Here is a 15,672-nt window from a genome sequence, read left to right on the forward strand (position 1 = left end):
GCATGATTGTTGCTTTGATGGCCTCAGGTAGATGCTTACTGCATAATGGGTTGTTGATGCTATGGTCCTTCTTATTTGTCTATATTATTTAGTAGGGTCATGGAGCAACAAGCGAATACCAGTAACGAGTTGTTAAAATAATTCATATTATTTCATCCGTTGAACTGTCTTTGTACGGCATTGATTTTCAATGGGTTACTAATACATGCCATTTTGCGTTCTAAAACGGTCCGTTTTAGGACGCCAAACGGTCCGTTTCGCAAGCTGAAACGGCCCGTTTGGGAAGCCGAAATGAAATGTTTGGGAATGGTGTAAAGATATTTCGATATTGGTTTGTTGTTGAGTTGTCCTTTCCGAATTACAAAGGTGATAGTGAAAACCCTATGCTATTGATTAACCTCTTCGCCCAAGGAATTCGTCGAGAAAGCTTTAATCTTAGGGTAGTACAAATAATCTTAGGCTACATTTTCCTTGGTTAGGTAGCGCTTGGGTTATTAGTTATCAGAATTTTACTACAGGTTGAGCTCGTCGGAAGAGTAGGGGCGCAATTATTATGCCGTGTCTGTCAAAGAATTAAAATGAAAGAGTCGTATTGCACATGTATTTTGTCAATGCGGGCAGAAAAAACAAATCAGCCGCTCATTTTAAGCTGAATGAGCGGCTGATTCTATTATGTAGTTTTCCTTTTTTATTCTACTACTACGAGCGGATCGTCCTCCATAACGCTCTGTCCATTTTTAACGCAGATAGCCGTCACCTTACCGTCTTTGTCGGCTTCGATGTTGTTGGCCATCTTCATTGCCTCGAGCACGACGAGTGTGTCGCCGGCTTTAACCTCCTGTCCGACACTTACTTCAATAGAAGTGATAGTGCCAGGCAGCGGTGCCTTAACGGCATTGGCAGCGTTGGCGTTGCTGTTAGCCGGAGCATCCTCAGCCTCATCGGCAGCGGGTTTAGCCACAGGCTTATTGAGAGTGACCTTCTTCTTCGGCTCTTCAGGCTTTTCCATCTGAACCTTGAACTCCTCCCCATTGACCTTAACGTCAGCAACATAGTCCTCGCTGATGCCTTCGATCTCGACTTTATATTCTTTACCGTCGATTGTATATTTGAATTCTTTCATTTTGTTTTATGGTTTTGGTGTCATGATGAGGAACTTGGCATTCCACAGCGTGCTCTTTGGTTTGATTGTAATGACGCCTGGCTCCGGGTCGTGGACGTTGTTTCCCTCGTACTCGTAGAGAGCCATTGCGATGGCTGCAAGAATATTTTTATCTTTATTCTCCATTGTCTGATTTATTATGCAGTTAAATCTCTGTCGCTTAAAAGCCGGACATGAGACCTTATTACATTGGCATGCAACCGTGTTTCTTTGCAGGAAGCGTCTGTTTCTTGTGTGCTAACTGAGCCAGTCCACGGCAGATACGGAAACGCGTGTTGCGTGGCTCGATGACATCATCGATATATCCGAACTGCGCTGCCTGATAAGGATTGGCGAAAGTCTTTGTGTATTCGTCCTCCTTCTCAGCCAGGAACTCCTTGACATCGCCGCCTTCAGTCTTGATTTTCTTAGCCTCTTTACCGCAGAGAATGGCTACGGCTCCTGATGCGCCCATCACGGCAATCTCGGATGATGGCCATGCGAAGTTGAGGTCAGCCCTAAGTTGCTTGCATCCCATGACGATGTGTGAACCTCCGTAACTCTTTCTCAGAGTGATGGTTATCTTTGGAACGGTAGCCTCACCGTAAGCATAGAGCAACTGCGCACCGTGGAGGATGACAGCGTTGTACTCCTGACCTGTTCCCGGAAGGAATCCTGGTACGTCGACGAGTGATACAATTGGAATGTTGAAAGCGTCGCAGAAGCGGACGAAACGGGCTCCCTTACGGCTTGCGTTGACGTCGAGCACACCGGCATAGGCCGAAGGCTGGTTGGCGACGATGCCGACGCTCTGTCCGTTGAAGTGCGCGAATCCAGTGATAATGTTCTTTGCGAACTTAGGCTGAACCTCGAAGAAATCGCCGTTATCGGTGATAGCGGTAATCACTTTGTACATATCATAAGCCTGGTTGGGGTCGTCGGGGATAATCTCGTTGAGCGAATCCTCCATGCGGTTGATAGGATCGGTGCACTCTACACGCGGAGCCTCCTCCATATTGTTAGAAGGAATGTAGCTCAGGAGAGTCTTTATCATCTGCATGCACTCTTCCTCTGTCTTCGCCGTGAAACTTGTCACACCGCTCTTTGAGGCGTGAACAGAAGCACCACCGAGGTGCTCAGCGTCGATTTCCTCACCAGTAACGGTCTTTACCACCTTTGGTCCTGTAAGGAACATATAGCTTGTTCCTTCAGTCATGATTATGAAGTCGGTCAGGGCCGGTGAGTAAACGGCACCTCCTGCGCACGGACCCATGATGGCCGAAATCTGCGGCACCACGCCCGAAGCGAGAATATTGCGCTCAAAGATCTCGCCGTATCCAGCAAGAGCTGATATACCTTCCTGGATGCGCGCGCCGCCGGAGTCGTTCATGCAGATTACCGGTGCACCGTTGCGCATTGCCATATCCATGACTTTACAAATCTTCTGGGCCATTGTTTCTGACAGTGAACCGCCGTTGACAGTAAAGTCCTGTGCATAAACATATACCAAGCGGCCATCGATGGTTGCCGATCCTGCAACGACACCGTCGCCGAGGAACTGCTTCTTCTCCATACCGAAGTTGTGGCACCGGTGGAGTTTGAACATGTCGTATTCCTCAAAGCTGTCTTTGTCGACAAGCATGTCGATACGCTCTCGCGCCGTGTACTTGCCGCGACTGTGCTGCTTGTCTATGGCCTTCTCACCGCCGCCGAGGCGTGCTTGCTCCCGCTTCGCGATGAGTTCCTTAATCTTTTCTGTTTGTATGCTCATATTGTTAAGATATTGTATTATTCTTCATAAAACTGTGCAAAGGTACAAAAAAGTTGTGATTTATGGAGTTTTTTGATATTGAGTTTGCCAGTTTTTGGGTTATTTAAGTATTGCCGTGTACTTATTCCAGTTCGGAGAGCTCCAACCATCTCATTTCTTTCTCGTCGAGTTCGTCTTTTATTTTTGGCAGACGTTTGCTTTTTTCCGTTAAATCGTCGACCGACAGATTGCCCGAGCACAGCTCTTCCTCCAGTTTTTTCTGTTCTTCTTCGAGCACTTTGATGTCCTTGCTGAGCTGTTCAAACTCTCGTTTCTCCTTAAAGGTCATGCGCTTACGCGTGTCGTGATGATAGTCTTTCTTCTTCTCGTTGTCGGTTTCGGCCTTCTTCCCTTGGGATTTCTGAGTACTTTCCTTACTCTGCAGTTTCTCATATTCCCTGTACTGCGTATAATTGCCAGGGAAATCTTTCACTACTCCTTCGCCTTTGAATACGAGCAGATGGTCGACCACCTTATCCATAAAGTAGCGGTCGTGGCTCACTACGATTACACATCCCGGGAAATTCTGCAGATATTCCTCGAGTACCTGCAGCGTTTGAATGTCAAGATCGTTGGTAGGCTCGTCGAGAACGAGAAAGTTTGGATTTTTCATCAGTACCGTACAGAGGTACAATTTCCGCCTTTGTCCGCCCGACAGTTTGCTGACGAAGTTGTACTGTTCTTCCCTGCTGAAGAGAAAATAGTTGAGGAACTGCGATGCCGTCATGTGTCTTCCTCCGCCCAAATCGATGTAGTCGGCAATGTCGGTAATGACATCAATGACCTTCTGGTCGGGCCTGAATTTGAGTCCGTCCTGTGAGAAATATCCGAATCGGACTGTTTCTCCAATGTCAAATTTGCCGCTGTCTGGAGGCACGATGCCCAATAGCATCTTGATGAATGTCGACTTTCCCGTTCCATTGTTGCCGATGATTCCCATCTTTTCGAATCTGGCAAAATTATAGTAGAAGTCCTTCAGTATGATTTTTTTGTCCTCTTTGCCGTCCGGTCTCCGCGTTTCGAATGCCTTGCTGACATACTGGCACTCGAAGATTTTGGAGCCAATATATACGTTGCTCGACTTCAGCTGCATCTGCCGGTCCTCGATTCGTTGTTTGGCCCTGACCTCGAGCTCGTAGAAAGCGTCCTCCCTGAATCTGGCCTTATGGCCCCTTGCCTGCGGCATCCGTCGCATCCATTCGAGCTCTTTGCGGTAAAGGTTGTTCACCCTGGCCAGCTCAGCCCTTTTGTTGTCGATGCGTTCCTGTCGTTTTTCGAGATAGTAGGAGAAGTTTCCGTGATAAGTATATATGGTCTTATCGTCGAGTTCGACAATAACATTGCACACATTGTCAAGAAAATATCTGTCGTGTGTGACCATTAGCAGGGTTCTGTTGCCTCGGTTGAGGAAATTCTCAAGCCATTCAATCATCTTCAGGTCGAGATGGTTTGTTGGCTCGTCGAGGATTATAAAGTCGGGCTCCGTTATCAGCACGTTGGCCAGCGCCACGCGTTTCTGCTGTCCACCGCTGAGCTGCCCCATCGGCTGATCGAAGTCGCTGATATGCAGTTGCGTGAGAATCTGTTTGGCTTTCAGTACACGCTCAGGGTCGCCGTGGTGGTTGAAGCATGCGTCGAGCACACTCTCGGCAGGGTCGAACGTCGGCTCCTGCTCCAGATAGCCCACTTTAAGGTCGTTGCGGTATATGATTTCTCCTGAGTCGTGGCCCTCCTTTCCGGTGAGAACGGACAGTAGCGTCGACTTTCCAGTGCCGTTTTTGGCTATAAGCCCCACTTTCTGTCCTTCCGCTATGGAGAAAGAGATGTCCCGGAACAGAACCTGAGCTCCGAACGATTTCGTGAGGTTCTGTACGTCTAAGTAAGGAATTTGTTGCGGCATGTTATTCTTGCTCCTGTTCTTTCACGTTGTTGTTTATTTCCTCTATATAGTTCAGAAGTTCCTCTCGGCCCTTCCTGTTGGCAGCACTTGTAATGAAGAACGGCGGCAGGTTCTCCCATGTGTCCTTGAGAGTGTTCATCCATTTTGTCGCGTTCGAGAATGCCCTCGACTGTGTCAGCTTGTCGGCCTTTGTGAAAACGATGGCAAACGGAATGCCATTTTCGCCGAGCCAGTCGACAAACCGGCGGTCGATATCCTTCTGCTCGTGCCGTATGTCGATGAGAACGAACAGACAGCACAGTTGCTGCCGCTTCAGAATATATCCGGTATTCATGATCTGGAGCTTGCTCTGCGTAGTCTTAGACCGTGCATAGCCATAGCCTGGGAGGTCGACGATGTACCATTCGTCGTTTATCAGGAAGTGGTTGATTAGCAGGGTCTTGCCCGGTGTTGCAGAGGTCTTTGCGAGCCCTTTGTGCTGGCACAGCATGTTGATGAGACTCGACTTGCCGACGTTCGACCTGCCGATGAAAGCATATTCGGGCTTGTTGTCGTCGGGACAGCGCTCCACAGACGGTGCTGATATGACGAATTCTGATTTATTGATAATCATATATGTGTCTTGAGGCTTTATCTTTACATTTATTTTATGCAAAGGTACAAAAAAAACTCCAGTCTGTTTGCTCGCCCTTTATTTTTTTGTAACTTTGCGAAAAAATGTAATCGTATCATGGCAGAATATATAAAGAAGATAGGATGGGGATTCATCGGTTGCGGTGAGGTGACGGAGAAAAAATCGGGTCCGGCTTTCAATGTGGTACCGGGCTCACATGTCGTTGCCGTCATGAGCCGCCACGAGCTGAAGGCCCGCACTTATGCGGTGAAACATAACATTCCACACTGGTATACCGACGGTCAGGCTCTCATCGACGATCCTGATGTCAACGCTGTCTATATAGCCACTCCTCCCGTGGCTCATGTCACCTATGCCATTATGGCTATGCGCGCCGGCAAACCGGTGTATGTGGAGAAACCCCTTGCTGCCAATTACGAGGACTGCGTTCGCATCAATCGCGTCAGCGAGCAGACCGGTGTGCCTTGTTTTGTAGCCTACTATCGTCGTTATCTGCCTTACTTCAAGCGTGTTAAGGATATTATCCACAATGGAGTCATAGGAAAGATTCTCACCGTTCAGCTGAGGTTCGCCTGTCCGCCCCGCGACCTCGACTACAGTCAGGGTAAGGAGCTACCATGGCGCCTTCAGGCCAATATTTCGGGTGGCGGATACTTCTACGATCTTGCTCCTCACCAGATAGATATACTCCAGGACATCTTCGGAGTCATTACCCGTGCCCATGGCTATTGTGGCAACCGCGCCCACCTTTATGAGGTTGAGGACACCGTCAACGCAGTATTCCAGTTCGAGAGCGGCCTCAATGGTTGCGGCAGCTGGTGCTTCACCGCCCATGAGAGCGCAAAGGAAGACCGCATAGAGGTCGTCGGCGACAAGGGGAAAGTGAGTTTCTCGGTGTTCGACTATCAGCCAATACATCTTTATCTCAGCGATGGCGTTCATGAGATATCCGTCGAGAATCCATCCTATGTTCAACTGCCGTTGATAAAGAGTGTCGTTGAGACTCTCCAGGGAACGGGCAACTGTACGACTACAAGCATCAGCGCCACACCCACTAACTGGGTTATGGACCGTATTCTTGGAAAGATTTAAACCTACCTAATTATATAATAGAGAGACTATTACAGAAACCCGAGTTGAAGAGAACCGTATTAATCATAATACTATTGTTGGTCGTTGTCGACATCTCAGCAGCCTGCCGCCAGCTTACTCCAGTGCCGGCGGTCAGCGCGTATGCCGACACAACGGTCGTCGATTCTTCATTTTATTCCGATGAGGAAATAGACTCTCTGGCCATGCACAACGTCCGCCTCTTCCCCCGGCCAGCGTGTTACGACGCTGGCGTGGCACCACTCAATATCCCTATAGGTCACGAGGTGGTGAGCTTTCTGGAACGTTTCTGCCGTATTGATACCAACTATATTGAGCCGCAACACTACGACTATGCCTTTATGTTGCAGAATACTAATACGTTTGAAACCTATCGCATAACCGATAATCGCGACTACAGCGCCATCTTCTCGCCGGAGCCAAACTATAAGCTCGGTCCGTATTTCGGGTGGAGATGGATATTCCTTGGCTATACTTTCGACATCAACCACATCGATTTCTCGCATAAAAACAGCCAACGGCAGGAACTCGACGTGAGTCTCTACACCAATCTTTTCGGCATAGACCTGTACTACCGGAAGTCGGGCGACGACTATAAAATCAGGAATCTCAGGCTCGGTAAGGGCGTTGACACCAAGCCGTTGCGCCGCGCACCGTTCAATGGATTCCGCTCCAGCGTGAAAGGCGTCAACTTCTACTACATCCTCAATCATCATAAGTTCTCCTATCCGGCAGCGTTCAGCCAGAGCACCGTACAGCGACGGAGCGTCGGCTCGCCGCTCATCGGCATCGCATATACCGACCATACCGTGTCGATAGACTGGCGACAGCTGCGTAGTCTCATCGAAGAGCGCATGCCAGCCGGTTCGTACACGCTACCCACCGACTCAGCGTACAACGGGGTCAGGGTGAAATATATCGACGTGTCGCTGTCGGGCGGTTATGCCTACAACTGGGTCTTCGCCCGCAACTTCCTCCTCTCGGCATCGTTGTCGGTAGCCATTGCCTACAAGCATTCGTACAGTAACGAGGACGAGTCGGTGGCCACCCGAAGCGGATTCTCCTTCCATAACATGGGCCTTGACGGCATTGGCCGCTTCGCGCTGGTCTATAATAATACTAAGTGGTATGCCGGTATCAGCTCAACCTTCAACGCTTTCAATTACAATAAGCCGCGGTTCTCGGTAAATACGGTCTTCGGAAATCTGAACTTCTATGTCGGATTCAATTTCGGGCGGAAACATTAGACTCCACTTTCTATCAAGAATCACATGTAAGTAAAGTGATGTTGAGACCGTTAAACATTGCTATGCTTGTACATTTCAGCGTATTCTGTCGTTGGCTTTCGGTGCAATTGTAATGAAGGTTGTAATCACTTAATATTATGAATTATATTTACATCATTCCAATACCTATCGTTTGGGCTTCTCAAACGGCCTGTTTTGGCTTGCGAAACGGGCCGTTTTGGAACGCGAAACGGCCTGTTTCGCAACGCAAAATGATATGTATTAAAGAAATCTCCATTTGAGACACTATACACCAAGCATAGCCACTAACTCTTCTATATATTTAAGCATGGTTGCCGTACCCCATTTCCCACCATCTTTGGTTCTCACCTTCTTGTATTTTGAAAGGTATCTGAATATAGCCTTGTAAGAATATTTCTTGTTTAGTCCCAGCTTGACAAACTCATTCTTAACCCTTGTCGTTATGACGACGGAGAGAAAATTAATCAGTTCGGTGGCATATACGCTGTAGTCGGAATGCACGTTTACCGTGTCACGGTCAACAATATTCTTGTATAGCCAGAACAGAGTCTCCACAGACCATCGCTGTGAGTAAGCCAAATAGACGGTCAATGGGTCAAGATCAGCTTTTGACTTGAAGACAATCAGACCGAATAAACCTTTCCTCTCGACATAGCTTTCTGCCTTGAAGTTATCTTTCTTGTTGGCATTCTGCACATATCCAATCTCCTGTTCGGAGGCTGCCTTCGGGTCGCGGAAAGAGTAGAGGAACTTGGGCCCAAGGGGGATTGTCCGTGGCGGGCAGATGCCGCTGCCTAACCAAAGACAGTAACACATCTATAGAAAAAGAAGGGTATATCCCTTATTCCCTTCAGGCATGACCTAAAGGCTTTCATCTTGGAGTTGAGCGATTCTGCAGAAGCATTAGTGTCTCTGTTGATAAAGTAATTGAGTATCTCGTCCTCGTAGTGCTGGATAGACTGTTTTACGGATTTGATCTCTCTAAGGGTAGATTTGGTGACCTTCTTGTACCATCCTTCAAGCGCTTTCTTCGCAGTTGCCTTGGTGTTAGACTTCGTACGGAAGATTGCTCTGAGATCGTTTATCAGCCAATACGCCTCCTTCAGTTTCGGGAAGAGCCGGAACAGAATTCTTGCCCTCTTCTTCTGGTTTATGCTCCAGTCGCCATAGCTTCTGCCCAGTTGCTTCTTGCACCGGGTCAGAGCTTCTACCAAGGTCTCTCCATTGCTCAGCCTCTTGGGCTCAAACCTTGTATTCAGCCGCATTGGCTTGCGGCCTCGGCGCTTACCCTTGCATCGCTTCTTACCTTGCTTTTTCCTGCTGTTACGATAGTACTTGCGTTGCTTGGCGAGTTGTTCCAGGTGTTTCTTGAACTCTGCCTTCTGGCGGTTTACATCCTTGACAGCTTCCCGCTTGTATTTCATGCGCAGTTCCTCGATCCCTTCACCACCTCGTTTCATGACATGGAAGCAGTCGCGTACCACCATGGCATTAGGGAAGGCCATTCTCACGATAGAGCGCATGCTGTCGCTCAGGTCCATGGAGACCAGCCCTACCGCTTCCCGATCCTTTTGCGGCATCTTTCTCAGGGCTTTGGCAACTGTCTCGGGGTCGGTGCCCTTGACAATAGCAACGATGGCGCCCTTCTTGCCATGCGCATCCTTGTTGTGGAGAATCGTGTACACCTCATGCCCGAACTCAGACTCGTCAATACCGAGCCTCGGGCCGAGGTTCTTGGCGATAAGTATTCCATCATCGACATTCTCTTTCTTAACCCAAGTGGGAAAATCGCTCAAAGTATCCTTGTAGGCACGCGCAAAAGTGTTGCCCTGGATCATGTAAGTCCAGCTCAGGCTCTTGGCCGTCACTGGCTCATTGTCCATCCGCTCTCTTTAAAAAAAGCGCCAGCTCCTTGGAGTATGACGTACCTTCGCAGACTATCTTCGCTGCCTCTTCCAGAGGAAATGAGACACTCTTACCATCAGCTGTAAGCCAGCGCCGACGACGCACATGAAGTATCGTCTTACGGTTGCGAACAGGGAAGTCGTATATCATCCTCTCTTCACCGAAGCCGTTTGACTTGACGCCATCAAAGCCCTCTGGACGATTGTCCTTCTCATCAAGATATATGTGAAGCTCGGTCTTGTAAAGCTTCCCGTGATCTTTGGCTGGCTGCTCGTTGAAGTCCACCACGTCAAAGTAGTTAGTCACGCCCTCGGGGAGGATATATATCGCTAAACCTTTGTAGAAGTCTATCTTTTCTTGTTCCATGACCGCAAAGGTAAGCAAAAAAAATAGTTTTAGCACGCTATCATATCAAGTTCTTTGGTTAGGCAGCGGCATCCGCCTGCCACGGACAATCCCCCTTGGGCCGGAACTTGCCGTTTGACATTTTTTGCTTTTTGTATAGAATCGTTCCGTCCTTATAGTCTTTCAATGGCATTGTCGGCTCATCCATCTTGTAATTCTTTATGAACGCCGAATTCTGCTTCAACGGTATCAGGTATGCCAGTCCTTCCATCTTGTCGACTTTCTCAAAAAGCTTGTCGTTGTAGAAACCCTTGTCGAATACCATCAGACCATTCTTAATCTCATACTCCGCTACAAAGTCGTCTATCGCCGTCTGATCCAGCATGTTGCCTGCGTAAGGCTTTGCCGCTATGGGCTCACGCGTCAATGGGTTGAAGGCATACAGCAGGCTGATGTCCTTGGAGCCCTTCTTAGCCCCCTTGCGCGAAAACTCCGAGAGGCTCCCCGTCTTGGCATTGTAGTCCTTGAGCATGCCATCGATAACCATGTCACCGCCGGTAAAGGTGTTCACCCTATTGCGCATGAACTCACAGATAAGGGAGTACGCCTTGCCTATCTTCACAAGAAACCCGGACACTGCCGTCTCAGACAAATGCACTCCCGGATACATCTCTGATGCAAATGAGCAGAGGTACTGTATCTGCAAGTCACGGTTCATGATGCCTCCATATGAAGCACGGAGCAAGGCAATGACATAGAGGCGCTTTGCATCGTCGAGATTCCAAACCTTGGCGAGTTCTTGAAGAAGTCCACTGCCGTACTTGTCACAGAGAGCCACCTCTCCATAATCTTTAATATCCACTTGATTTTTCTTGCGCATATATGAGCCCTCGACAAACTTGCCGTTTACAATTTCTCCTACCGTTCCTTGGTCTACGGGGACAGGCTTCCCGTTAATTCTTTTGCTCGTCCTCTTTATGACGACAAAACGACTGCCTCTCTGTCGGACTATCGTACTTTTGGGGCGGGCGACTGACTTTATCTCTTCTGGAATAGCCATAAATATGTATAGTATCTATATAATTAAAAGAACTATACAAAGGTACAAATAAATGGCCATATCTGCAAGAAATTACCAATAATATTGGCAAAAATAATTATGCAGAGACTAAAACAAGGGGAAGTTTAAACGGGCTTTCTACGAAAGAAAGCCCTTGCTAAGCCAGAAACGGCAAAGCAAGGGCCAAATTGTATAGTGTCTCAAATGGAGGTTTCTTTAATGTATTGTGAAGCGGTTGAGTGTCAGTTAATTACAAAGATGGTATGATTGGAAATATTGTATGAAAAGTTTTTACTAATAATCATCGGTTGTATGGAGCTTGACGCAGACGGGAAGGAGCAAAAAACAGCGGCTGAAACCATGTCATTGGCTTCAGCCGCTGTTGTCATTTCTGCGTTGTAATGTCTTTGTTTTGCTGTTGCGCTTACTTCGCCGGTACCGTATAGAAGTCAATCATCCTCGTTATGGCCTGCCGACAGACTGGACAGAACACCGGATTCTGGTTTGTGCGCATACGGCAATCGGGGAATCCGCGGTACACCCCATGCATGGAATATCCTGCGGGCTCGTAGGCTCCCACCTTCCACTTCTTCATATTGGCCTTCGGAGTGTCGAGGTCCTTGGGCTCCGGTGTGGGCAGTTTGGTGCCTTTCTCGATGAGGTTCTCCCATTTGTTGTGGAAGTCGACAAGCGTGGTGAGGTTAGGTTCCCATGGTTCAACGTCGTGAGGGTACATTGGAATCTGCTCCACGTCGTAAGCATATTCGTCGCCGAGACCGGCGAAAGAGTGGCCGAACTCATGTACTACGACGGGCTTGAAGGCCCTGTGGTGAGTCATCGAGAGGTTGTAGGAGTTGTATATCCCCCCGCCGCCATACTGGTCCGTGTTGACAAGGACGATGATGTGCTCGTATGGTGTGCCCGCCAGCCAGTTGTGAAGATCCTTCAGATGGAGCGTCGTCAGGTAGCGCTCCGAGTAGAATGTGTCGAAATTGGAGTGCAGTGCTGTGTTCTTCCATATTCCTTGCGACGGTATCGACGTGCCGCTGTCGTGCGACGGTGCCTCTACGGCAATGATGTTGAACCGGTCGCGCAGGCTCTTGAAGGGTTCGTGGGCAAAGAGCGCGTTCATGGCCGTGTCGCAGTCGGCAATGAACTGCGGCATCTCCTGCTCGGTATACCCTTCGGCTATGTAGGCAATGTGTATGCAGTGGGTGGTGTCGCGGGCCTGCTGGAGGGTGATGTAGGGCGTTACGCCCTTCTCACCGATGCGCCTGATGAGTATGTCGCCGGGCACTACGGTGTGGGTGAGGCTCGTTGTCACCTGTCGGCGGTTGTTGCGCAGGTCGATGGTAATGTCGACAGTGTCCTTAGGGAACGGTACGAGGAATACGTTCTCGAACGATTTTGTCTGTGTCTTAGCCTCCGGATAGGTGAGCCATTCCTGAAAGAGGGTGGAGAAGGAGTTGCGGTAGATGACCTCGTGGCTGTGATGGTCGCGGACGGTTATCTGTCCGTTGCCCTCCACGGGCACCTCACCGAGCCGTTGCCGCTTGCCGTACCATCGTGGAATGCGCGACAATTCGTCGACGGCAATGTGCTGTTCGGTGCTGTTGCCAGAGAAGATATAATCGATTCGGAGCGTGGAATCGGCAAAGAACTTGTTGAAATCCTGAGCTCTTGCCGCAAGCGTCGTGAGGGCAAGGGCTACGATAAGGAATAGTCTATTCATGTTGGTTTGTTGCTAATCTGAATTTTTCGAGGAGCCACTCGCGCTGTTCCTCAATGGTCATATTGCTGTTGTCGAGCTCTATCGCGTCGTCGGCCTTGCGCAGAGGCGATACCTCGCGGTGGGTGTCGATGTAGTCGCGCTCCTCCACGTTTTTCAGGATGTCGTTGAAATTTACTTTCAAGCCTTTGCCCTTAAGCTCAGCATAACGGCGCTCAGCTCGTACCATCGGCGACGCCGTTACGAAGATTTTCAGCTCTGCTTCGGGGAATACTGTTGTGCCGATGTCCCTGCCGTCCATGACGATTCCTTTCTTCGTCCCCATTGCCTGTTGCTGGACCACCATGGCCTTGCGGACAAAGGGTACTGCTGCTATGGGGCTCACATGGCCTGCCACGGCCATACTGCGGATGTCGTCCTCGACATCCTCTCCGTTGAGGAAGGTGTCGTTGCGGCCGGTCTTGCCGTTGAGCTCGAAGGAGATGTGTATGTCGGCCATAGCCTTCTCTAAGTCGTCGACCTTTACGGTGCCGTCGGTGTTGAACATGTTGTGGCGCATGGCATAGAGCGTTACGGCACGGTACATGGCTCCGGTGTCTACATAGATGTAACCAACGGAACGCGCCAGGTCCTTGGCCATAGTGCTCTTTCCGCAACTCGAAAATCCGTCAATAGCTATAGTAATCTTTTTCATGTCTTTCTAACTTATTGGGTTTCAGTATAGTTTCAAACTCTTGTTATAAAATCCGACAATAATTCGGTTTGTGTGGGGCACTCTAAATGTATCATTGCCGACAACTGTTTGGGGTCATCAAGGGTGCGGTCGATAGTGTGCTCATCATAGTATGGGCATTCCAGAACACCTACCTTTTCCGCATACTGATATACACTGGCAAAGAGCCTCGCCTTGTCTCGGTCAGACTTAGGCATTTTGTCCGGCATACAGGTAAGGAGCTTGCAGCCCCACCCTTCAAGTGCGCTGGAGAGCCGACACTTGCCTTCTCTCCAGTCGCAACAGCATTTTCTTACCAATTCTTTCATGTGTACACAAATAACTTGTTAGATACTATATTATATAAGGTGTCAGTTAGTCTTTTTTGAAACCAAGTGCAGCAATCTTTCTGTCAAGCTCAATTTCGCGCTTGGCAAGTTCCAGTTCCTTTTCCATGAGTTCACGCTCCTTAGCAAGTAGCTTCTGCATCTTTTCTTCCACAGCCTTATCCTTGTCTGTGACTTGCTTAGAGAGGTCAAGTACCTTGTTGAGCATTTTGGCAATCTCATCTGCAGACGTGTTAGCCCCGATAGTGCTGTCGAGCTCATGTGGCTTGTCCGTCGTAAAGACAGGTCCTTCCCCAGTGTAGAGGTAAGCCTTGTTGATAGTGGGGAACGCAGCGCAGATCATGTTCACCACTCCAGGGTTGAACTTCTTGGTTCTACCTCTCTGGAGGTCAAAAATACGCTGGTAGGCAATACCAGTTGCCATTGAGAACGAGGGAGCATTCATCCCGAGTTCTTTGAGGACGTTCGCAATGATTTCTCTTGCGTTCACGTTCTTCTCTGCTTTTTCGCTTTCTTTCATTTTAACCTTATTTTATATGTTAGTAACTAAAAGTCATCGTGTTTCCACGACTGACGGAAAAAATTGCAACTTTGATAATTTTCTACCTCATTTATTTGTGTATTTGATAAATTTATCGTATCTTTGCAGTGGAAATAATAATAATAACACCGCAAAGGTAGTTAATTTTTCCAACTTGAGCAAATAAGATATATACCTAAAAGTAACAAACTATGGTAGGAATGACAAATTTCCACAAAACCCCAATTAGCACTTCTCCTGTCATGGAGAGTGCTAATCGCCCGATGAAAGGAGGTCCGTATGGAGAAGAGTAACGGTACGCCTCTGACGAACACTATTCGCGAATTAGAAGTAGGGCAAGTAGCAAGTTTTCCAATAGAACGTCATGGTTCGGTCAAGGCTGTTGTAAGCCGGCTAAAGATGGAGCAGATACGCATCGGATGGTGCGCCACCATCACAGTTGACTATGACAAGTTTGAAGTTAACGTGCGGAGGACGAGGTAATGGATAGGTTGAGTGAGACTGAACTGGTCATAGCGGAAAAATATTGTCACGGTCTTACAGACAAAGAAGTAGCAGACCAACTTGGCAAGCCGGTATGGACAATTCGGACCCACAAAAAACACATTCATGCAAAACTCGGCATTTCAACAACACATGAGCTTGTACTCTACATGGTTGCACGGAAGAATGATAAGGACTGGGACATCAAGGAACTTCGCAAGCAAGGTCTTGCTGCAGTAATGTGTATTCTGGTGCTTTTCCACCTCATGATATTTGACAAGGTGGAGTTCTGCCGCATATCAAGGAGGGCAAGGGTTGAATTTGTAACAAGGAGAGCAGACAATGGTTAACGAGCTAAATACAATGGTCATCGTACAGAAGTACAACTCTATTCTGAGTCGTATGGAGGGCAGGTTCTTCTCCTGGGCAATGGCAAAGCAGATTGTCGGTGGTGAGAAGCGCCTTGTCCGTCTCATGGACGAGGAAAAGGTTCACGGCTTCAAGCCTGCAGGAGCTCCGAACTCCCAATGGCAGATAAATGCCGTTGAAGTACTTGCGAATGTAAAGCCCATGGTGGGTAGTGTTAAACTTCCTTAAAAATTCAAACTGATGCACGAGAAACAAGGAAAATACGAGCAGAAAACGAGCAAAATGAGGCTCAACTCACTATCAAAATTCCAACAATGC

At 48.5% G+C, this 15,672-nt stretch carries 17 protein-coding genes; 5 read left to right on the forward strand and 12 right to left on the reverse strand.

From position 1 onward, the window contains the following. Nucleotides 1–688: 688 nt before the first annotated feature. The 5 genes from LDN30_RS05285 to yihA all read right to left on the reverse strand — a co-directional run bounded on the left by LDN30_RS05285 (nt 689) and on the right by yihA (nt 5,464). A complete protein-coding gene (locus tag LDN30_RS05285) occupies nt 689–1,123 on the reverse strand; it encodes a biotin/lipoyl-containing protein (RefSeq protein ID WP_223925845.1) in 435 nt (144 codons plus the stop codon). A 6-nt stretch (nt 1,124–1,129) separates the two neighbouring features. Further along, the gene (locus LDN30_RS05290) at nt 1,130–1,288 is read right to left on the reverse strand and encodes a hypothetical protein (RefSeq protein WP_223925846.1); all 159 of its coding nucleotides are present in this window, start codon (nt 1,286–1,288) and stop codon (nt 1,130–1,132) included. A gap of 58 nt (nt 1,289–1,346) precedes the next feature. Then, on the reverse strand, nt 1,347–2,912 hold the full coding sequence (locus tag LDN30_RS05300) for an acyl-CoA carboxylase subunit beta (protein ID WP_241427220.1): 1,566 nt from the start codon (nt 2,910–2,912) through the stop codon (nt 1,347–1,349). Between the two features lie 121 nt (nt 2,913–3,033). Then, nucleotides 3,034–4,851: an ABC-F family ATP-binding cassette domain-containing protein gene (locus tag LDN30_RS05305; protein ID WP_223928873.1), complete on the reverse strand. Its 1,818-nt coding sequence runs from the start codon at nt 4,849–4,851 to the stop codon at nt 3,034–3,036. A 1-nt stretch (nt 4,852) separates the two neighbouring features. Continuing rightward, complete coding sequence (gene yihA / locus LDN30_RS05310; protein ID WP_223928874.1) at nt 4,853–5,464, reverse strand: ribosome biogenesis GTP-binding protein YihA/YsxC; 612 nt, start codon at nt 5,462–5,464, stop codon at nt 4,853–4,855. A 129-nt stretch (nt 5,465–5,593) separates the two neighbouring features. Here yihA and LDN30_RS05315 point away from each other — a divergent pair, with 129 nt between their 5' ends. Both LDN30_RS05315 and LDN30_RS05320 read left to right on the forward strand, forming a co-directional pair. Next, nucleotides 5,594–6,577, forward strand: coding sequence for a Gfo/Idh/MocA family protein (locus tag LDN30_RS05315; RefSeq protein ID WP_223926929.1), 984 nt, complete (start codon nt 5,594–5,596; stop codon nt 6,575–6,577). 44 nt (nt 6,578–6,621) lie between these two features. Next, entirely contained in the window at nt 6,622–7,842 is a 1,221-nt protein-coding gene (locus LDN30_RS05320; protein ID WP_223928875.1) for a DUF4421 domain-containing protein, read from the forward strand. A gap of 285 nt (nt 7,843–8,127) precedes the next feature. Here LDN30_RS05320 and LDN30_RS05325 read toward each other — a convergent pair whose 3' ends face one another. The 7 genes from LDN30_RS05325 to LDN30_RS05355 all read right to left on the reverse strand — a co-directional run bounded on the left by LDN30_RS05325 (nt 8,128) and on the right by LDN30_RS05355 (nt 14,481). Next, a complete protein-coding gene (locus LDN30_RS05325) occupies nt 8,128–8,679 on the reverse strand; it encodes a hypothetical protein (protein WP_223928876.1) in 552 nt (183 codons plus the stop codon). Further along, the gene (locus LDN30_RS05330; RefSeq protein WP_223927145.1) at nt 8,658–9,746 is read right to left on the reverse strand and encodes a transposase; all 1,089 of its coding nucleotides are present in this window, start codon (nt 9,744–9,746) and stop codon (nt 8,658–8,660) included. The genes LDN30_RS05325 and LDN30_RS05330 overlap by 22 nt, the downstream gene beginning before the upstream one ends. Further along, nucleotides 9,736–10,134: an ISAon1 family transposase N-terminal region protein gene (locus LDN30_RS05335; protein ID WP_223926852.1), complete on the reverse strand. Its 399-nt coding sequence runs from the start codon at nt 10,132–10,134 to the stop codon at nt 9,736–9,738. The genes LDN30_RS05330 and LDN30_RS05335 overlap by 11 nt, the downstream gene beginning before the upstream one ends. A 58-nt stretch (nt 10,135–10,192) precedes the next feature. Further along, the gene (locus LDN30_RS05340; protein ID WP_223928877.1) at nt 10,193–11,173 is read right to left on the reverse strand and encodes a transposase; all 981 of its coding nucleotides are present in this window, start codon (nt 11,171–11,173) and stop codon (nt 10,193–10,195) included. A 424-nt stretch (nt 11,174–11,597) separates the two neighbouring features. Further along, the gene (locus tag LDN30_RS05345) at nt 11,598–12,905 is read right to left on the reverse strand and encodes a M64 family metallopeptidase (protein ID WP_223928878.1); all 1,308 of its coding nucleotides are present in this window, start codon (nt 12,903–12,905) and stop codon (nt 11,598–11,600) included. Continuing rightward, complete coding sequence (gene cmk, locus LDN30_RS05350) at nt 12,898–13,596, reverse strand: (d)CMP kinase (RefSeq protein ID WP_223928879.1); 699 nt, start codon at nt 13,594–13,596, stop codon at nt 12,898–12,900. The genes LDN30_RS05345 and cmk overlap by 8 nt, the downstream gene beginning before the upstream one ends. A gap of 393 nt (nt 13,597–13,989) precedes the next feature. Continuing rightward, complete coding sequence (locus LDN30_RS05355; protein ID WP_223928880.1) at nt 13,990–14,481, reverse strand: hypothetical protein; 492 nt, start codon at nt 14,479–14,481, stop codon at nt 13,990–13,992. A gap of 300 nt (nt 14,482–14,781) precedes the next feature. On the opposite strand from LDN30_RS05355, the gene LDN30_RS05360 reads away from it, so the two are divergent. From LDN30_RS05360 to LDN30_RS05370, 3 genes are read left to right on the forward strand one after another with little or no spacing between them, the layout of a single operon-like run. Further along, nucleotides 14,782–14,985 (forward strand): hypothetical protein, encoded by a 204-nt coding sequence (locus LDN30_RS05360; protein ID WP_223928881.1) that lies wholly within the window; start codon nt 14,782–14,784, stop codon nt 14,983–14,985. Beyond that, entirely contained in the window at nt 14,985–15,335 is a 351-nt protein-coding gene (locus LDN30_RS05365) for a helix-turn-helix transcriptional regulator (protein ID WP_223928882.1), read from the forward strand. The genes LDN30_RS05360 and LDN30_RS05365 overlap by 1 nt, the downstream gene beginning before the upstream one ends. Continuing rightward, entirely contained in the window at nt 15,328–15,582 is a 255-nt protein-coding gene (locus tag LDN30_RS05370; protein WP_223928883.1) for a hypothetical protein, read from the forward strand. The genes LDN30_RS05365 and LDN30_RS05370 overlap by 8 nt, the downstream gene beginning before the upstream one ends. Nucleotides 15,583–15,672: the final 90 nt, after the last annotated feature.

The sequence above is a fragment of the Prevotella lacticifex genome (assembly GCF_019973375.1).
GTDB lineage: Bacteria > Bacteroidota > Bacteroidia > Bacteroidales > Bacteroidaceae > Prevotella > Prevotella lacticifex.